This is a genomic window from Faucicola sp. SE7633 (assembly GCF_059264685.1).
In genome coordinates this window covers 1-18,538 of sequence record NZ_JCADBW010000016.1, presented here as the reverse complement: position 1 = coordinate 18,538, position 18,538 = coordinate 1, and the positions used below count along the sequence as shown (strand labels likewise).

20 protein-coding genes are annotated in these 18,538 nt (G+C 51.9%); 9 read left to right on the top strand and 11 right to left on the bottom strand.

Going from position 1 to position 18,538, the window contains the following annotated elements:
- Positions 1–242 precede the first annotated feature (242 nt).
- On the top strand, positions 243–941 hold the full coding sequence (locus tag AC5L4R_RS07190; RefSeq protein WP_494473175.1) for a metal-dependent hydrolase: 699 nt from the start codon (positions 243–245) through the stop codon (positions 939–941).
- 147 nt (positions 942–1,088) lie between these two features.
- Positions 1,089–2,240, top strand: coding sequence for an aminotransferase class V-fold PLP-dependent enzyme (locus AC5L4R_RS07185; protein ID WP_494473176.1), 1,152 nt, complete (start codon positions 1,089–1,091; stop codon positions 2,238–2,240).
- Between the two features lie 112 nt (positions 2,241–2,352).
- Here the strand turns inward: AC5L4R_RS07185 and AC5L4R_RS07180 are convergent, their stop codons facing one another.
- The 4 genes from AC5L4R_RS07180 to AC5L4R_RS07165 all read right to left on the bottom strand — a co-directional run bounded on the left by AC5L4R_RS07180 (position 2,353) and on the right by AC5L4R_RS07165 (position 5,632).
- Complete coding sequence (locus AC5L4R_RS07180; protein WP_494473177.1) at positions 2,353–3,258, bottom strand: histone deacetylase family protein; 906 nt, start codon at positions 3,256–3,258, stop codon at positions 2,353–2,355.
- A gap of 38 nt (positions 3,259–3,296) precedes the next feature.
- Positions 3,297–4,193: a class II glutamine amidotransferase gene (locus AC5L4R_RS07175; RefSeq protein ID WP_494473178.1), complete on the bottom strand. Its 897-nt coding sequence runs from the start codon at positions 4,191–4,193 to the stop codon at positions 3,297–3,299.
- A 70-nt stretch (positions 4,194–4,263) separates the two neighbouring features.
- Positions 4,264–4,488: a BrnA antitoxin family protein gene (locus tag AC5L4R_RS07170; protein ID WP_494473179.1), complete on the bottom strand. Its 225-nt coding sequence runs from the start codon at positions 4,486–4,488 to the stop codon at positions 4,264–4,266.
- A gap of 154 nt (positions 4,489–4,642) precedes the next feature.
- Entirely contained in the window at positions 4,643–5,632 is a 990-nt protein-coding gene (locus tag AC5L4R_RS07165) for a homoserine kinase (protein ID WP_494473180.1), read from the bottom strand.
- Positions 5,633–5,822: 190 nt separating this feature from the next.
- Between AC5L4R_RS07165 and hisF the strand changes: the two genes are divergently transcribed.
- From hisF to AC5L4R_RS07140, 5 genes are all read left to right on the top strand, one after another.
- The gene (hisF, locus tag AC5L4R_RS07160) at positions 5,823–6,581 is read left to right on the top strand and encodes an imidazole glycerol phosphate synthase subunit HisF (protein WP_494473181.1); all 759 of its coding nucleotides are present in this window, start codon (positions 5,823–5,825) and stop codon (positions 6,579–6,581) included.
- A gap of 138 nt (positions 6,582–6,719) precedes the next feature.
- Positions 6,720–7,655 (top strand): prolipoprotein diacylglyceryl transferase, encoded by a 936-nt coding sequence (gene lgt, locus AC5L4R_RS07155; RefSeq protein WP_494473182.1) that lies wholly within the window; start codon positions 6,720–6,722, stop codon positions 7,653–7,655.
- On the top strand, positions 7,652–8,512 hold the full coding sequence (locus AC5L4R_RS07150; protein ID WP_494473183.1) for a thymidylate synthase: 861 nt from the start codon (positions 7,652–7,654) through the stop codon (positions 8,510–8,512). The genes lgt and AC5L4R_RS07150 overlap by 4 nt, the downstream gene beginning before the upstream one ends.
- Before the next feature lie 43 nt (positions 8,513–8,555).
- Complete coding sequence (locus AC5L4R_RS07145; RefSeq protein ID WP_067058027.1) at positions 8,556–9,089, top strand: dihydrofolate reductase; 534 nt, start codon at positions 8,556–8,558, stop codon at positions 9,087–9,089.
- A 351-nt stretch (positions 9,090–9,440) separates the two neighbouring features.
- Positions 9,441–9,842 (top strand): hypothetical protein, encoded by a 402-nt coding sequence (locus AC5L4R_RS07140; RefSeq protein ID WP_494473184.1) that lies wholly within the window; start codon positions 9,441–9,443, stop codon positions 9,840–9,842.
- 499 nt (positions 9,843–10,341) lie between these two features.
- Here the strand turns inward: AC5L4R_RS07140 and ccmE are convergent, their stop codons facing one another.
- The 5 genes from ccmE to ccmA all read right to left on the bottom strand — a co-directional run bounded on the left by ccmE (position 10,342) and on the right by ccmA (position 13,671).
- Positions 10,342–10,839, bottom strand: a complete 498-nt coding sequence (gene ccmE, locus AC5L4R_RS07135) for a cytochrome c maturation protein CcmE (protein ID WP_494473212.1) — start codon at positions 10,837–10,839, stop codon at positions 10,342–10,344.
- A 203-nt stretch (positions 10,840–11,042) separates the two neighbouring features.
- Entirely contained in the window at positions 11,043–11,288 is a 246-nt protein-coding gene (ccmD, locus tag AC5L4R_RS07130) for a heme exporter protein CcmD (protein ID WP_494473185.1), read from the bottom strand.
- Between the two features lie 15 nt (positions 11,289–11,303).
- Positions 11,304–12,116: a heme ABC transporter permease gene (locus AC5L4R_RS07125; protein WP_494473186.1), complete on the bottom strand. Its 813-nt coding sequence runs from the start codon at positions 12,114–12,116 to the stop codon at positions 11,304–11,306.
- Between the two features lie 127 nt (positions 12,117–12,243).
- Positions 12,244–12,915, bottom strand: coding sequence for a heme exporter protein CcmB (locus tag AC5L4R_RS07120; RefSeq protein ID WP_494473187.1), 672 nt, complete (start codon positions 12,913–12,915; stop codon positions 12,244–12,246).
- A 33-nt stretch (positions 12,916–12,948) separates the two neighbouring features.
- Positions 12,949–13,671, bottom strand: coding sequence for a cytochrome c biogenesis heme-transporting ATPase CcmA (gene ccmA / locus AC5L4R_RS07115; RefSeq protein WP_494473188.1), 723 nt, complete (start codon positions 13,669–13,671; stop codon positions 12,949–12,951).
- Positions 13,672–13,777: 106 nt separating this feature from the next.
- Here ccmA and AC5L4R_RS07110 point away from each other — a divergent pair, with 106 nt between their 5' ends.
- The gene (locus AC5L4R_RS07110) at positions 13,778–14,533 is read left to right on the top strand and encodes a type III secretion system chaperone family protein (RefSeq protein ID WP_494473189.1); all 756 of its coding nucleotides are present in this window, start codon (positions 13,778–13,780) and stop codon (positions 14,531–14,533) included.
- Positions 14,534–14,548: 15 nt separating this feature from the next.
- Here the strand turns inward: AC5L4R_RS07110 and AC5L4R_RS07105 are convergent, their stop codons facing one another.
- On the bottom strand, positions 14,549–16,672 hold the full coding sequence (locus AC5L4R_RS07105; RefSeq protein WP_494473190.1) for a 2,4-dienoyl-CoA reductase FMN-binding domain-containing protein: 2,124 nt from the start codon (positions 16,670–16,672) through the stop codon (positions 14,549–14,551).
- A gap of 273 nt (positions 16,673–16,945) precedes the next feature.
- Positions 16,946–17,542 (bottom strand): NUDIX hydrolase, encoded by a 597-nt coding sequence (locus AC5L4R_RS07100; protein WP_494473191.1) that lies wholly within the window; start codon positions 17,540–17,542, stop codon positions 16,946–16,948.
- Positions 17,543–17,718: 176 nt separating this feature from the next.
- Here AC5L4R_RS07100 and AC5L4R_RS07095 point away from each other — a divergent pair, with 176 nt between their 5' ends.
- Complete coding sequence (locus tag AC5L4R_RS07095) at positions 17,719–18,297, top strand: NUDIX hydrolase (protein WP_494473192.1); 579 nt, start codon at positions 17,719–17,721, stop codon at positions 18,295–18,297.
- Positions 18,298–18,538 lie beyond the last annotated feature (241 nt).

The following is an 18,538-nucleotide window of genomic DNA, read 5'->3' as shown; positions in this document are numbered from 1 at the left end:
ACCACATTCGGTTTATGGTTTAAATGAGGGGCGCGGTTTAGGCGTTGTTAGCCGCTAGCATGCCAAGCATCTGTCATGCGGCGCAAGATTAGCGCAACCATGTTACCGTAACGTGACAGCGTTGGGTGTTGGCGGATTTTTTGGCAAAAATTTTGATGGGTGTTTATCCAGTTGCCGCGTAATTGCTTTGCGGTGACTTGCCGATCGCCTTTATAATGCCAGGCAAATATAAGGATCAGACGATGGCAAATTTTCATACCCATTTCACGGTGGCATGTGTGGCAAGCGCGGCGGCAAGCTTGGTGATTTATAAAGCAGGCATGGTCAGCGGTGCGGAGTTTGTGTTGTGCGCGGTCACGGGTACGGTGGGCGGACTGCTGCCTGATATTGACCTTGACCATTCGCTGCCTGCGCGGGTCGGGTTTAGCCTGCTGTCAATTTTGGTGGCGTTTGGGTTAGTGATTTATTGGTCGCCAAGGCTGTCTTTGTTATCGCTGTGCGCGCTGGGGCTGTTGGTGTATGCCATCATGCGCTATGGCGTGTTGGCGACGTTTTCACGCTTGACGATGCACCGCGGGATGGTGCATTCACTGCCGTATATGGCGGTGCTGGCGTTGGGGCTGGTGTATGTTAGTTTTTTTGGCTTAAAAAACGGCGTGGTGGTGAGCTGGTTTTTGGGCGCGTTTTTGTGGTTTGGCGCGTTGATTCATCTGCTACTTGATGAGCTATATAGCGTGAATGTGTTTGGACTGCGCTTAAAAAAGTCATTTGGCACGGCATTTAAGGTGTTTGAGCGCAAGCACGCGCGTTGGTACATCGGGTTGTACGCGCTTTTGGCGGTGATGTTGGTGTTTGCGCCGCCGTTTGCGCTGTTTTGGCAAACCGTGACCGACCCGATGAGCTGGCGGATCTTGCAGGCAAATTTGCTGCCCGTTTTGTAGTTTTACCCATAGACACCTAGACCATGGCGACCAAAAAACGCTTTGCCATCAAAACGCAATTTTTGCTAAACTGGCTTAACAGCCCATTGGCGAATATCACGATCAATTTTACTTGGTTTGTTAAATCATTAAAAAAAAGGACTGACCATGCCTGCCCTACGCCCCGACTTAAACCCTCATATTGACCCTGATGGCTTACTTGAGTTTTCGGTGGTCTATACCGACCGCGCATTGAACCACATGTCACAGCAATTTCAACACGTCATGCGCGATTTGTCCGCCGATCTTAAAGCCGTGTATCACGCCGATGCGGTGGCCATCATCCCCGGTACGGGTACATACGCCATGGAGGCGGTGGCGCGTCAATTGGCGACTGATAAGGACGTGCTAATTATCCGCAATGGTTGGTTTAGCTACCGCTGGACACAAATCATCGACAAGGCACGTATCACGCCCAACGCACGCGTACTCACCGCCCATGCCGCCGATGACCACACGCCCAAGCAAGCCTACGCGCCTGTTGATATTGACACAGCGGTAGCCGCGATTCAAGAACACAAGCCTGCAGTGGTGTTTGCGCCGCACGTTGAGACAGCGGCAGGCATTATATTGCCCGATGACTATATCAAGGCGCTAAGCGATGCGGTACACAAGGTTGGCGGCTTGTTGGTGATTGATTGTATTGCCTCAGGCTGCGTGTGGCTGGATATGCAAGCGCTGGGCATTGATGTGCTGATTTCTGCCCCACAAAAAGGCTGGGCAAGCACGCCTTGTGCAGGGCTTGTGATGATGAACCAGACTGCGGTAGAACGCGTGGATGCCAGCGAATCAACCAGCTTTGGGCTGGATTTGCAACAATGGCTTAACATCATGCGCGCCTATGAAAAGGGCGGCCATGCCTACTTTGCCACCATGCCCACCGATGGTCTGCGCCAGTTTCGTGACACCATCGCTGAAGCCAAAGCCGTGGGGCTAGACAAGCTCAAAGACGCGCAGTGGCAACTGGGGCAAAAAATCCGCGATTTGCTCAGCCAACATGGCTTTGTCAGCGTGGTGGCAGATGGCTACCAAGCCCCCGGTGTGGTGGTGGTGTATACCGACCGCGACGACATCAAAAGCGGTGCTGCATTTGCCAAACATGGGCTTCAAATCGCCAGTGGCGTACCACTAAAAATCGGTGAGCCTGATAGTTTTAAGACCTTTCGCGTTGGGTTGTTTGGACTTGATAAGCTGACCGATATCGACCGCACGGTGGCTCAGTTTGAACAAGGCTTACACAACGTCTTGGCAGACGGCTAATTGGCGTATTCGCTGCTTGCTATTGCCGTTGGCACGGTGTTGGGCTTGGCGTGTTATGGGTGGTGGACAAGCCGCTAAGCGGTTGTATTTTTGCACTTAAAAACGATTGGATTTAAGTAAAATACAAGCGCTGCGCCAAGCGAAACGTGTTGCAATGCGCCTCTACCACCTCATCCACGTCTGCCGAATAACCGCCGCCCATGCTAATCGCCACGGGAATACCGTGCTGCTTGGCATGGCTGAGCACGATTTCATCACGCGCCAAACAACCTGCCTGCGTCAATGCCAGCTTGCCCAGTTTGTCGGTCGCTAACACATCGACGGCGGCTTGGTACAGCAGCATATCGGGTTTGACCTTGTTGATAAGCCTTGGCAAGGTATCACCCAAAATCGTCAAATACTCCTCATCGCCCGTGTCATCGGCAAGCGCAATATCCAAATCCGACACCTGCTTACGAAACGGGTAATTTTTTGCCCCGTGCATACTGAAGGTGAACACGCGCGGCTCGTTGGCAAAAATGCTAGCCGTGCCGTTGCCTTGGTGGACATCCAAATCCACAATCAAAATTTGCCGCGCCTGCCCACGATTGAGCAGCAAATTGCTGCTGATGGCAAAGTCATTGAGCACGCAAAAACCCTCGCCATGGTCGGCAAACGCGTGGTGCGTGCCGCCTGCGACGTTCATCGCCACACCGTATTGCTGGGCGTACAACGCACATTCGTAACTGGCATGGCTGATATAACGCGCGCGCTCAACCAGTTGTGGGGTCATCTCAAAGCCAATCGCGCGTGCCGCCTTGCGATCAAGGGTTTGCGTTTGCAGCGCGTGCCAGTATTCGGCGGTATGGGTGGTTAAAATTTCGTCATCCGTTGCAGGCGTTGGCGCAAATAGATTTGCCTCGCGCAATGTGCCTTCTGCCAGCAGTCGCTCCACCATCAGCGGATATTTTTGCATGGGAAAGCGGTGGCGTTCGGGCACATGATAGACAAAAATCGGTGAATAGGCGACTTTGAGCATGGTTTCATCCCACTTTTTTACCTTGACAAACTAACCCGTCAAACGCTAGCACCCACCCGACGGGCGATGGCGATGCCCTCGTCAATGCTCAAGTAGCGCGGTGCGTCGGGACGGTCGGCAAATACCTTGCTGCCTTGCTCAAACACCACGCATTCATCAACCGCCAACTGCTGCCATGTTTCATCGCAGGTCAAAGGAATGGTGACCAGCACGGTGACTTTGTCGTTGTCCGTGGTGACTTCACTAAAATCAATTGACAAATCATCATCGGCAAGCGTCGCCTGCCCAAACGGTGCTTGCCGGGTCAGATAAAACAACAAGCTGCCTGCGTATGCCAGTTGCCAACGCCCGTTCGACAGTAAGCAATTAAACAAGCCCTGCCCTGCCAGTTCACGGCAGATTTGGGTCAAAAATGCAAACAATGTCGTATCATCGGGCGGCGCGTCAAAGGCTTGTTTGAGGCGGTTGAGCAGATAGCAAAATGCCTGCTCCGAATCGGTACTGCCAACGGGTTGGTAGTGAGCGGTCACGCTGGGCAGACACGCGCTAAAGTCGTGTTGTAATTGCCCATTGTGGGCAAACGCCCATTGCTCGCCCCACACCTCGCGGACAAACGGATGGGTATTGGCAAGGCACAGCTTGCCTTGGGTGGCTTTGCGGATGTGGGCGATAACGTTCATCGCCTTGATGGGATAATGGTTGATAAGGTCGGCAATCGGTGATGAGTGGCTGGGCTTGTCATCATAAAACAGCCGCAAGCCTGCCTTACCCGTACCACCGCTGGTCACAGAACCCTCCACCGAGCTGGGTTCAAAAAACGCGATGCCAAAACCGTCCGCGTGGTGGTCGGTCAGTCCGCCGCGCCGCCGAAAGCCTGCAAAGCTAAAGCCGATGTCGGTGGGGGTGTTGCAGTTCATACCGAGTAGCTGACACATGGGCGGTTGGTTGTTCCTGTATGGGTTGGACGGTTGTTTGGTGCGTTTTTTTGCCCTATTCAAGGCGAGATTACGTGCGCTCTGCGTTGAGCGATGGTAGCATCAGCTGGGGTAGCAGTTGGTTGGCGCAGGTTTGATAGCCTTTGCCGTCACGTTTTAGCCAATCGATGATATCGCTATCAAGCCGCAAGGTGATTTGTTTTTTGATGGGTTTATACGATTGGCTATTTGCCAAAACAGGGTTAAATCGTCTAAGTTGGCTGATTTGCTCAAACGTGCTATGAATGGTAACCATATTTATCCCACTCAAAGCCCATATCTTTGACTACCAGTAAAACACAACCTCTTATTTATAATGACAACATTATAACGACAACCTTGGCGTTATCCCAGCATTTAAGCAAAAAATCTTTGTCTTTTGAATGGCTTACCCACAAGAATTCATTGACCTACTTTGTGCCAATATTCGCCCAATGATACGCCGCCAAGCGTTTCATCAAATCAGGATTTTTGACCATGATATGCTCGCCTGTGCGCCCCTGTTGGCGGTTGTAATAAATCACATTTAGGCGCAATAACCAAAAAATCACCGCCGCTTTTGCCAACATCACGGGCAAGGCGTGTTGCTCGGCGGCATTGAGCGGGCGCACGGCTTGGTAACCCGCCAAAAACGCCTGCATTTTGTCGCGGTCAAATGCCACGCGCTCGCCTGTTTCGGCATGACCCCACATTGTGCAAAAATCATTGATGGTAATGGCAATATCCATGACAAACGCCTCTACGCTGACCTCGGTAAAATCCAGCAAGCCGCTTAGCGTTTGTTTGCCGTTTTTTGTCTGCCACAGCGTGTTGTCGGCAAACATATCTAGGTGACACAGCCCCGTTGGCAAATCATCATGCGGCAAGTTGTCATACGCCTGCCAAATATCGTGCATCAGCGCGGCTTCATCCTTGGGCATGAACTGGGTTTCGCGGTCACGCACCAGATGCCACGGGTAGAGCTCTACGCCATAATTTGCCGCAGGGGTCAAGCCTTGCAACCGCGCGTGCAGCACCGCCAACGCCTCACCCATTTGCCGACACATATCGCGGTCAATCGCGGTGGGGTGACTGCCTGCCAGTTTGGGCGCGAGGGTCATCGCTTTGTTGTCAAAATACAACAAAAATTCGCCATTGGCGGCGCGTTTGGGAGCAGCAACGGGTAAATCGGCTTTTAGACGGTCAAGGATAATCGCCATTTTTTGGATTTCGTGCGGTTTGCGTTCTTCAAACAACGTCAATACCCACGATGGTGTACCTGTCGCGTCGGTTTGTGTTTCAATAAACCAGTTGCTGTTTTTAATGCCTTGGGTAATCGGGATGGCACGGGCAAACGCCACGCCAAACGCTTGGCAAAAGTCATTAAATTGTTGTTCGGTAAGTTGGGTATAAACAGACATAGGTTTTCCAAACTCAATAACTAAGTTATAGCGTTTCGTCGTTTGCTAGCATTTTAGCCATAGTCAAGCTATGATAATCAGACGAATCGCTAAATTTTCAAGTAAGTGGTGAAAACTGCCATAATAGCACAGCCCTTACCATCATCGCACTTGCTGAGCCGTATATTAAACTGTTTAAAAAGGATGCACCATGCTTGCCAAACGTATTATCCCCTGTCTTGATGTTGATAACGGCCGCGTGGTCAAGGGCGTGCAATTTGTTGATATCAAAGATGCAGGCGACCCTGTCGAGGTGGCGCAGCGTTACAACGAACAAGGCGCAGATGAAATCACCTTTTTGGATATCACCGCCACGCATCACGAGCGCGACACGACGTATCACACCGTTGAGCGCATGGCTTCGACGGTGTTTGTGCCGTTGACGGTGGGCGGCGGTGTGCGCAAAATCGACGATATTCGCCAACTGCTCAACGCAGGGGCGGACAAAGTGGCGATAAATTCGGCGGCGATTTTCAACCCCGATTTTGTTGGTGAAGCGGCGGCGCGGTTTGGCAATCAATGCATCGTGGTGGCGATTGACGCCAAGCAAGTCGCTGACGGACGCTGGGAGATTTTTACCCACGGTGGGCGTAAGCCAACGGGCATTGACGCGGTGGCATGGGCGATTCGTATGGCGGATTTGGGCGCAGGTGAATTGCTGGTCACGTCGATGGATGCGGATGGCACCAAAAACGGCTATGACTTAGCCTTAATGCGGCGAGTGACCGATGCGGTCAGTGTGCCTGTTATCGCTTCGGGCGGTGTGGGCAATTTGCAGCATTTGGCAGATGGTATCACGCAAGGCGGCGCGGATGCGGTGCTGGCCGCAAGCATTTTTCACTTTGGCGAATACACGATTGGGCAAGCCAAAGAGTTTTTGGCGCAGCAAGGCGTGGCGGTGCGCCTGTAGGTCGGCTGTGCGAAATTTTTGCTGCCATGATGCTAAAAACGCTGGCAAAAATGCTATGATAACGCCATTTTTGGCAGATTTTTTGCCATATCATCCGCCGTATTTGATCCGCTTAACTGCCTTGTCGCTGGACGTACCATGATTGTGCTGACCTTAATTCACCCCCAACCCAACCCCGTCGCGCTGGACTTAGGTTTTGTGCAGGCGCATTGGTATGGTCTGATGTACCTGTTGGCGTTTGCGTTTGCCTATGGTCTGGCGTGGTATCGCACCAAGCGGCGCGCAGACTGGACACCTGATATGGTGGCAGATTTGGTATTTTATGGGGCGATGGGTGTAATTTTGGGCGGACGCATTGGCTATGTGCTGCTGTATCAGTTTGGCGAATTTTTAGCCAACCCGTTGTATTTGTTCAAAATTCAGCAAGGCGGCATGTCGTTTCACGGCGGTTTTGTCGGTGTGTTGCTGGCGATGTTATTGTTTGCGCGCAAGTACAAAAAGCCGATTTTTAATGTGTTGGATTTTATCGCGCCGTGTGTGCCAACGGGACTATTATTTGGACGCATTGGCAATTTTATCAACGGTGAGCTGTGGGGGCGCGTCTCAGAAGGTGGCTATAGCTGGCTGATGTTGTTTCCGCAGGCGGCAAATGCCGACTATGAGCAGTTGTCGCTACACCCTGCGTGGCAACGCATTGCCGAAAACGTCAATGGCTATTGGCTGCTACCGCGCCATCCATCACAGTTGTATCAAGCGTTTACCGAGGGCGTGCTGCTGTTTGTTTTGCTGTGGTGGTTTGCTGCCAAACCGCGCCCACGTATGGCGGTGTCGGGGGTGTTTTTGCTGGGCTATGGTGTGGCACGGTTTTGTACCGAGTTTTTCCGCCAGCCTGATGTCGGTTATGCGTTATTTTTTGGTTGGATGAGCAAGGGGCAGTTGTACAGCCTACCAATGGTGATTTTTGGTGTGTTGCTACTGTGGCAAGCGTACCGCCGCCCGATTTATGACGGGCTGCCTGCCAGCCATCCGTTAGCACATACACATGGGGCACATACACAAGGAACACGCACATGATCACCAATAAAAATGAAGCCGCGTATTTACATCTGTTGCGTTGGGTGTTGGCGCACGGCACGCCTAAGGGTGACCGCACGGGTACGGGTACGCTAAGCTATTTTGGCGCGCACATGCGTTTTGATTTGACCGATGGTTTTCCGCTTGTGACCACCAAAAAAATCCATACCAAAAGCGTGATTTATGAGCTGTTGTGGTTTTTGCGTGGTGATACGCATGTCAAATATTTGCAAGACCATGGCGTGCGCATCTGGAACGAATGGGCAACCGCCGAACAAACCGCACGTTTTGGTAAGCCTGAGGGCGAACTGGGCGCGGTTTATGGGCACCAGTGGCGCAACTTTGGCGCAAGTCAAAACGACGATGGCAGCTACAACCAAGACGGTTTTGACCAAATTCGCTGGCTGATCGATGAAATCAAAACCAACCCCAACTCTCGGCGTTTGATTGTATCGGGCTGGAACCCCAAAGAAGCAGGCGAGGTTGCCTTGCCACCGTGCCACACCTTGTTCCAGTTTTTTGTTGCCGATGGGCGGCTGTCGTGTCAGTTATACCAACGCTCGGCGGATTTGTTTTTGGGCGTGCCATTTAACATTGCCAGTTACGCGCTTTTGACTCACATGGTCGCACAAGTTTGTGGGTTACAGGTTGGCGAATTTATTTGGACAGGCGGCGACTGCCATATTTATCAAAATCATTTGGCACAGGTGCATGAGCAGTTATCGCGTACCCCTTACCCACTGCCAGCACTGCGCCTCAATCCTGCGGTTGATGACATTTTTGCGTTTGATTTTGCCGATATCACCATCGAAAACTACCGATGCCATCCAACAATCAAAGCCGATGTCGCGGTATAACAGCACCGTTTCGTCAAAATAATGCAAAACACACAGGTCAAACATGAGCTATCATCACTTTGAAGTCGCCCAAATCGCTGCCATTAGCCGTAATCACGTGATTGGCAAAGACAATCAGCTCCCGTGGTACATTTCAGCGGATTTACAACACTTTAAACGCCTGACCCAACGCGGTGTGGTCATCATGGGGCGCAAAACCTTTGAATCCATGGGCAGACCGCTACCTAACCGCGCCAACATCGTCATCACCCGTGACACAGATTGGGCAGCGCGTATGACGGACGCGGATGTCATTGTTTGTCACAATCTAGATGACGCACTCACACAAGCCGCCGAGCACGCGCGCGCACGTGAGGTAACGACACTGTGGCTGATTGGCGGTGAGCGCGTGTTTGGCGAAACTATGCCAATCACCGATCGCCTAGAGATCACCGAGGTAGACACTGATATACCCGACGGTACGGCATTTTACCCTACCATTCCTGCGGATTTTGTCGCCCAAACAACCAGTGAATGGCAACACGATGACCAAAGCGGTTTGGCATTTCGTTTCATTCACTATCAACGCCAACACTAAAAAAACGCTAAAAATTTAACATAGCCCAAACTTTTTTGTAAAAATCCTATTCAAACCTTGCATATTGGGTTAAAATAGGTCATTTTTTAGCGAGCGCAAATAAGATATCTTTTTTTAAAATTTAAGCGATTTGGTCGTTTTCATTACCAATTTTGTCAAAATTCGCCTATCTAGGTGCAAGTGTAAATGCAATTTGCTACAGTTTGTCAAATTGTTACAATTTTGGATAAAAAGCTATTTTGTTTGCTATTATTTTCGGCTAAAATGTGGAACGTTGTACGCCCGTGTGTCCTATCGCCCAGCGGTTAGATGGTTTAACGCACGGGGTTATTTTCCTATGGAGTATACCTCATGAATACCAAACTTATCGCTGTATCTAGCGTGGTTGCCGCTGCTTTAGCCCTAACCGCGTGTAACAAACAACCAGAAGCACCTGCTACTGACGCTGCTTCTACCACCACTGCTGAACCAGCCGTGGTTGAAGTACCTGCTTCAAATGTTGCTGACGCAAACATCGTTGCCTCTACTGTTGTGGTAGAAACTGCTGACGCCTCTGCAACTGCGGACGCTGGCACAATGCCAATGGACAACACAGCAACCGCATCTGCACCAGTTGATGTCAATGCCGCACCTGTTGATACCACTGCCATGCCTGCAGACAACACTGCAACCGCTGTACCAGACGCATCAAATGCTAACACAGTTCCAGATGCTTCAAACGCTGACACTATCCCTGATGCCAGCAAACAATAAGCCAAACGTTTACATGAATCCTGTGAAGTTTGATTAATCGCATTTTGCTTAGGGGCTATTTGCCATAAGCACCTTAAAAAGGAGACGTTTTATAAACGCCTCCTTTTTTTGTATAATTTATCATTCGTTGCCGTAAACCTGCGACTTCAGGCGGTGGATATCAGGCAATTGTTAAATGCGATAAGTTTTGCTATGCTCATCTGACTATATTCAATGTCTTACATTCCACAGTTAAGTTAAGACTAAATTGCGAGTACGCAGTAACTTAACTGGTAAGACGTTTTCAAACACACACTTAAGCTAATTCGTGTCTAAGACAATCCTAACGGTAGGATTAGCTTAAAATAAGAACCTAAGATGTACGGTGTGTCGTACGGGCGTTTGCCATTGTCTTAGGTTTGCGGCAGGTCTAACCGTCTTGCAGAAGGAATCCCCGAACGATAGGGAGGGGAGGAAGTCAAAAACACGGGCAAGCAATCATGTCCACCAACGCATGTTGTTATGGATTGATAGTTTGGGGGTTGATGGTTTGGTTGCCAAATTCTGCGCGCTGTGTGTCCACACCACGTGCTTGGTGTTCGGTTTTTAATGACTTGGCGACTTCAGGCGGCATATAGTTTTCATCATGCTTGGCCAATACTTCTTTGGCCTGAAAGGTGTTGCCGCTGAGCTCACCTGTGGCCACCACCCCCGAGCCTTCGGCAAATAAATCGGGTAAAATGCCGCGATACGCCACGGGCACGGTGGATTTAAAATCCGTAATCTTAAAATTGACTTGCAAGGGGTCAGCGGCATCACGCTGTACGCTGCCACGCACCACCATGCCACCTGCGCGAATACGCGTGTCTTGCGGTGCTTTGCCTGCGCTGATGGCGGTTGGGTCATAATAGTAGTCGGTCTGTTGCCCAATGGCGTACAACACCAACACCACGGCAATCACCGCGCCTGCTAGCGTCGCCAACACCCACAGCAATTTTTTTTGTCGCACGGGGTTCATGCTGAGAGGATTTGCGCTTGTTGTTGCCATAGCTGTCTCACTTTAGCGTCTCGAATCTTAACCAACCCATAGCCGCTTGTTGGGGGTCGGCGGTGCGGCTAATGCGTTGATTATACCACGATTTTGCTGCGCGGTTCACGCGGCGCAATCATCTGGGCAGTGGTAAACAAGGCAACGACACACCGCCACGGGCGATTTTTGCCCTACTGTTGGGCTGGGTCTGGTGGCGGCTTGGCAGCGGTGATAGGCGCGGTGTTGCGATGTTGCCGCCGTGAGGTCTGGCGCGCATGTTGGTTTAGGATGTCGCGCTGGATGCGACGGCGTTGGGCGCGGCTTTGTACCATCAAGCCGATGATGGCAAGCAGCGTCAAGCCATAGCTTGCCCAGACATAACGCCCGTGTCCACCCATGGCGATAAAATCATTGAGGTTGTCAAAATATGGGCTCATGGTGCACCTTTTTCATCAACGTTGTCGCGCCTTGCTTTGACACACCGCCACTACCCACGCTTTGCCGCGTTCGCGCTGCAAAATCAAGCTGTTGGTGCGATAAATCGCCAACGCCGCCACCAAACAATAGCTGCCCAATAGCATCAGCAGCAGTGGTAGATACATCTCGGGCGGCATTTTTGGGCGCGCGGTTAAAGTGAAGGTTGCGCCTTGGTGCAGCGTGTTCCACCAGTTTACCGAATATTTGATGATGGGTAGATTGACCGCACCGACGACTGACAACACGGCAGCGGCTTTGCCACGGCTGGCGGAATGCTCAAACGCGGCAAACAGTGCCATCACGCCTGCGTACAAAAATGCCAAAATCAGCATACTGGTCAGCCGCGCGTCCCACACCCAAAACGTGCCCCACGTCGGCTTTGCCCAAATCGAACCTGTTATCAAGCTAAGCACGCACAGCACAAATCCCACAGGTGCGAGCGCTTGCGCGACCAAATTGGCGGTTTTAATTTTCCACACCAAAAAAATCACGCCCAACACTGCCATCGCCATATAAATCGACAGCGCAAGGCTAGCGGCTGGTACGTGGATAAAAATAATACGGTAACTGTTGCCTTGTAGATAGTCAGGCGGTGCAAACGCCAGCCCCCACACACTACCGACCGTCAAAAGCAAAGCCGCAAGTGCGGCAAGGTAGCGCACCCACGGCGCAAAAATGCGATAGAATTCTTTGGTGCCAACGGTTTTTAAAAAGCCTTGCCAAATTCGCGTGGTCAGTGAGTCACTGCGCGGGGTATTTGGGGCAACGTTTGGGGTGTGGTCTGCCATTTAGGTGCCTAAGCGTGCAACATCAGTGGGTATCATATCAGCCGACCCAACGATTTTTGGGCGCGTAAATATGTGTCAAATCAGTGTGTTATTTTAGGCGATTTTGGCAAGGTTTTCATCTATCTTGTTAGCTCAGCCACGACAATTTTAAAGTATAGCCAATGACCCACGGCGTGACCAAGACCGCAATGATACTGCCTGCCAGCAACAATGCCAAAATTGGTAAACCATCCATGCCCATGCCGACACGCTCCACCGCGCCTGTGGCAAAAATCAATACAGGCAACTGCATTGGCAACGCGATCAGCGGCACAAGCACCGCCCCACTTTTTAGCGATAACGTCAAGCTGCTGGCAATCGCCGACAGGCACAGCAACAGCGGACTGCCTGCAACAATCGACGCCATCAACGCCCATGTACTCTTGGCAGGCAGACCAAACAGCGGCATCGCCAACATCGCCAGCACCGCCACCAGCCCTGCGCTGGTCAGCCAATGCACGGCAAGTCGCGCCAACACCCACAAGGGCAACGGCGTGCGCGCTACCATCAACTGCGCCAACACGCCGTTATCACGCTCAGCACGAAACAGCCCATCAGTACCCAATAGCAATGCCAACAGCGCGGCAATCCAGACCGCAGGCACAGCAAGCTGGCGCAGTAGATTGACCTCTGTGCCCAATGCCAGCGGAAATAGCGTCACAATCAGCAAAAACAGTACCAACGGATACAGCCATTGCACCGTATGTTGTTGTTTTAACTGCCATTCACGTCGCCACAACGTGCCAAAGCCCACACTCATCCATTCGCCTTTTTATTCCAGCTAAACCGTTTGCTACACCATAAACGCTGTCAAATCCAAGCGTTTATTGGCAACGTGCAACGCTTGATGGCTGGTGACTAGCACCACGCCGCCACGCGTGGCATATTGCGCCAGTCGCGCCTCCAGCCGTTGCACCATCGCGCTATCTAGTGCCGTCAAAGGTTCATCAAGCAGCCAAAGCGGACGCTCGTCAGCAAACCACAGCCGCGCCAGCCCCACGCGCCGCGTCTGTCCTGCCGATAGCTGATAACACGCCACGTCATCAAAGCCTGCCAACCCAACCCACGCCAACGCCTCTGCCAGTTCATCCGTCGTTGGCACGACATCATACAACGCCAACAAAAACCGTAAATTTTGCGCCACCGTTAGCTGGCTGTCGATACCAACTTGGTGCCCAATATACACAGGCTGCGGCGGTAACATCGCCTGCCCCTGCCAAAACACCTCACCACGCTCGATGGGTAACAGCCCTGCCAACTGGTGTAGTAACGTGGTTTTGCCTGTGCCATTTTCGCCCGTCAGATGGCAAATATCACCTGCGTTTAGCGTCAGATCGACATCGGAACACAGTACCACCTCACCGCGTATGACATCAAGCCCACGGCAGGTAAGCTGCGCGTCGTGTGGCAAAGTAGCATCAAAGGGGGACAAATTCATCGGCATGTCACAAAAATGCCCGTCAAAGACAGGCTCAATTCCAGTCAAAGGCAAAAAGGCAGGGCGAAAGCTGGCCATACACGTTTTTACTAAAAAAACCTTGTCCGCATTATACCGAAGCTTGCTAAAATAGTCAGTCTTAGCACCAATTCTTAAGCAATTTTTTAACTAAACGTTGTGTGGTATGCCGCAAAAAAAATCCCTTAGCCTGTTTCAACGCCTCAAACAAGCCTTTGGTGGCAAACGTCGTGAGCCATCTGCCAGCCCAACACCCGATGATGACGCGGCAACAGACGCGACCGACACCTCGACCACAACGGCTAGTGCAACCCACGCATCAACCAGCGTTGCCCCTGCCACCCGTATCAGCTACTCGGTTCAACCCAAAGGCACACCGATTGCTGCGCGTGATATCGAGCATGCACTTGGGCAGCTAGACTACAAATTTACGTATCACGCGCCTCCAACAGCAGCCAACATGCCCGATGATGAGCCGCCTGCACCCGTGCACCATTTTACCATGCAAATCTCGGATGAAACGCATACGTGGGGCTGCATGGTGCGCTATTTTGAGACCCAGCAACTGCTGGTGGTTTATAGCATTTTGCCATTTCGGGTGCCTGATAGCCACCGTGCAAGTCTTGTGGTCAGCCTAACGCAACTCAATTATGATTTGGTGATTGGCAATTTGGAATTGGATTTGAGCGATGGTGAATTGCGCTTTAAAACTTCGCTGGATATCGAGGTGACGGGGCTTGATGAGGGTGTGCTTGGCTATTTGCTCAACAGCAATTTTGCCACAACCAGCCGTTTGTATGACACGTTGGAACAATTGACGCAGCTAGACACACCTGCCGCTACGCTAAGCGAAGCATTTGAGCAGGTGCTGTATTTGGAGCAAGCGACGGCGTTTTATTTGGCCAGTGACAGCCGCCAATAAAATATTTATGGCATTTTATAGCATGCTCGCCAGCTCTGCCCCTTCACGAATGGCACGTTTGGCATCAAGTTCGCCTGCCAATTTTGCCCCACCAATCAAATGATACTGTGCACTTGGCGTTTCGCCGACTGTTGGCATGAGGTCATTGACCGATTCTTGCCCTGCGCACACCACGATGGTATCGACTTCAAGCAGCTGGCTGTTGCCGTCTGCATCGGTTATCCAAATGCCTGCTTCGGTGATTTTATCATAGCGCACGCCTGCCAGCTGCTGCACACCGTGTTTGCCGATGTGCGCGCGGTGCACCCAGCCTGTGGTTTTGTTGAGCCCTGCACCCAGCCGCCCCGTTTTGCGCTGCATCAGATACACCTGCCGCGCAGGTTGGATTTGGCTAGGCTCGACCAAACCACCTGCGCTGGTATAATCCGCGGCGGTGTCCACGCCCCACTCGTTTTTCCATGATTCGACACTTTGCGGATGCGGCTCGGCAACCAGTCGGCCATCGGCGTTGCGCTCAAACGGTTTGACGTGCGTTGAGGTCAAGTATTCACTGACATCAAAGCCAATCCCACCTGCTCCAATCACCGCCACTTTATCACCGGCTGTTTTTTTGCCCGATAATAGCTCAGCATAGCTGATGACATTGGGCAATTCTGCGCCTGCTAGGGTCAGTTTGCGCGGTATGACGCCTGTGGCAATGACGATGTCTTGATAGTTGCCTGCCGCCAGCTCTTCTTTGGTCACGGTGTGGTTGAGGCGCAAATCCACCCCCATCGCTTGCACCAAGTTGCCAAAATAGCGGATGGTTTCAAAAAATTCTTCTTTACCAGGGATGACTTTGGCGTAATTAAACTGCCCGCCGATTTGGTCACTGGCTTCAAACAATGTGACATGATGGCCGCGCTGCGCCGCCACCGTTGCCGCTGACAGCCCTGCCATGCCTGCACCCACCACAGCGATGCGCTTGGGCGATTTGGTCGGGCGATATACCAGTTCAGTTTCATAGCACGCGCGCGGATTGACCAGACAGGTCGAGCGTTTGTTGGCAAAGGTGTGATCAAGACAGGCTTGGTTGCACGCAATACAGGTATTAATCAAATGCGTATCGCCATGTTGAGCTTTTGCTACCCAATTGGGATCTGCCAAAAACGGACGCGCCATTTGCACCAAATCCGCCACACCATCTGCCAACAATGTCTCAGCAGTGTCGGGCATGTTGATACGGTTGGACACCATCACAGGAATGTCAAGTGCCGCTTTGACCTCAGCAACAACATTGGCAAACGCCGCCCGTGGCACAGAAGTTACGATGGTCGGCACGCGCGCTTCATGCCAGCCAATGCCCGTGTTGATGATGGTCACACCTGCGTCTTGCAAGGCTTTGGCGATGGTGAGCACCTCTGCCATCGTGTTGCCATCGGGCACCAAATCCAGCATCGACAAGCGAAAACTGATGATAAATTCTTCACCACAAATCAGCCGTACCGCACGGACAATCTCCACAGCAAAGCGCATACGGTTGTCTAGGCTACCGCCCCAACGGTCGGTGCGTTGATTGACATGACGGCTTAAAAATTGGTTAATCAAATAACCCTCAGAGCCCATGATTTCCACGCCATCATAACCTGCCAGTTTGGCAAGCTTGGCGCAGCGTGCGTAATCGGCGATGGTGTCTAAAATGCGTTTGTCGCTCATCGCGCGTGGTTTAAACGGTGAAATTGGCGACTGAATGGCGCTTGATGACACCACCAACGGCTGGTAGCCATAGCGTCCGCTGTGCAAAATCTGCAGCAAAATTTTGCTACCGTGCTTGTGCACCGCGTGGGTCACACGGCGATGGTTGATGACATCGGCATGGTGATTGAGCGTACCACCAAGTGGCGTTAGCCAGCCTTCGCGATTGGGCGCGATACCGCCCGTCACCATCATGGCAACGCCCCCTTTGGCGCGTTCGGCAAAGTACGCCGCAAGTTTGCCATAATTAAAAAATCGGTCTTCAAGTCCCGTGTGCATTGAGCCCATGACCACGCGGTTTTTGAGTGTGGTAAAACCCAAATCCAGCGGCTCAAACAAGTGTGGATAGCTGTTGGTGTTGTGATGATGTAGCGTGGTGCTGGCAATGGTCGTTGTTGTGGGCATAGCGTCTTTCCTTAGCGTAGCAAACCTTGATATGACAAATGAAGACAACATAACGTGGCATCTGGATGCACTGACCGCTTCCGTTTGGCAGCGCACCGTCTTGGCGCGTTATCGACAAAAACTTGGTTTAGACTAGCAAAAGTTACGCCAAAAACCAACGCCTACTAACAAAATTTTGTGCCTGTAGCGTTTACTCATCGGTCAAGCGATTGCAACAAATAACTGCTTGATTTGGCAAAAAATGTCGGCTAACCACCAACGCCGCATGACCGATTAGCGCGGCTCTAAACGCTCGTACCATGCAACATCGCGGTCAAAGCCAATAGCCAGCAAACTTGCCGTGATACGCGCGGTTAAGCCCCACACCGTTTCGCCTGCGATGATAAAACTTGGCGATACATACACCTGCTTGCCATACGGGTAGGCATACGGCACGGTGGGCTGGCCAATCAGCGTTGGCAAATCCGCCCAAAATACGCGCGCAATCTCCTCAGCTTGCAGCCGCAAACCCGTGTCCGCCGCAATAACACCAACGACTGGCTTGACCGCGCGCCCGCGTTTGCCAAATGCCAGCGGCAACTCGCCCAGCACACGCACGGCGGTGGGTGCAATGCCGACTTCTTCATGGGCTTCGCGCAAGGCGGTGGCAGCATTGTTGGCATCATCGGCTTCGCGCCGCCCCCCGGCAAACGCCACCTCGCCTGCGTGTTCGCGCAAGTGTGCTGCACGCACACTGTAGAGCACCTGCGGACGCGGTGCGTCGGTCAGCGCAATCAGCACCGCATACGGCTGCGGTGTCGGGTCATGCGGCAACGCGGCTAAGCGGCTGGCAAGCTGATTGAGCAACGGGCTTTGAAATGCAGCAAACAAGGGATTTTGGTAAACGTTGGGCAAGGTGATTTAAGCAAATTCATACACAGCGCATTTTGTAAAATGCACAATCAATGCTACCATACTTTACCCAATAAAACCTCCAAAAACCTATGCACGCTGCGGTTCACGCACACGTTGCCGACTGCCACCTTAGTGCCAACCAAGGAATTCTCATGGCTTATTGTATGCAATGCGGTCACGCCGCCGACCACGTCATCCCTGCAGGTGACACACGCCCACGGCTGGTATGCCCCGCGTGTGGCTACATCCACTACGACAACCCCAAGGTGATTAACGGCTGCGTACTGGTGCACGCGGATAAGGTACTGCTGTGTCGCCGCGCGATTGAGCCCCGACGCGGTTTTTGGACATTGCCTGCAGGCTTTATGGAGCTTGGCGAAACCATGCGCGACGGTGGCAACCGTGAGTGCATGGAAGAGGCTAAAGCCCAAGGCGACAACCTACAGCTATACTGCCTGTATGACATCCCAAGCATCGGGCAAATTCACGTCATGTTTTTAGGAACGCTCAAAGACGGACAATTTGGTGTGGGCGAAGAGAGCCTAGAATGCGCGTTGTTTACCGAAGACGAAATCCCGTGGGAACAACTGGCGTTTCAAAACGTCATCGAGACTTTGCGGTTTTATTTTGCCGATAAACAAGCAGGCGCGACGTTGGGCAGTTTTCCGCTACACCAAACAACCATCGAGCGCAACCGCGACGCGCCTGACAGTGCCAGTGGCAATCCTTAAAACTCACCATTGATGCAAACGGTTGATTTTATCATTCGTTGCCGTAAACCTGCGACTTCAGGCGGTGGATATAAGGCAATTGTTAAATGCGATAAGTTTTGCTATACTCATCTCACTATATTCAATGTCTTACATTCCACAGTTAAGTTAAGACTAAATTGCGAGTACGCAGTAACTTAACTGGTAAGACGTTTCCAAACACACACTTAAGCTAATTCGTGTCTAAGACAATCCTAACGGT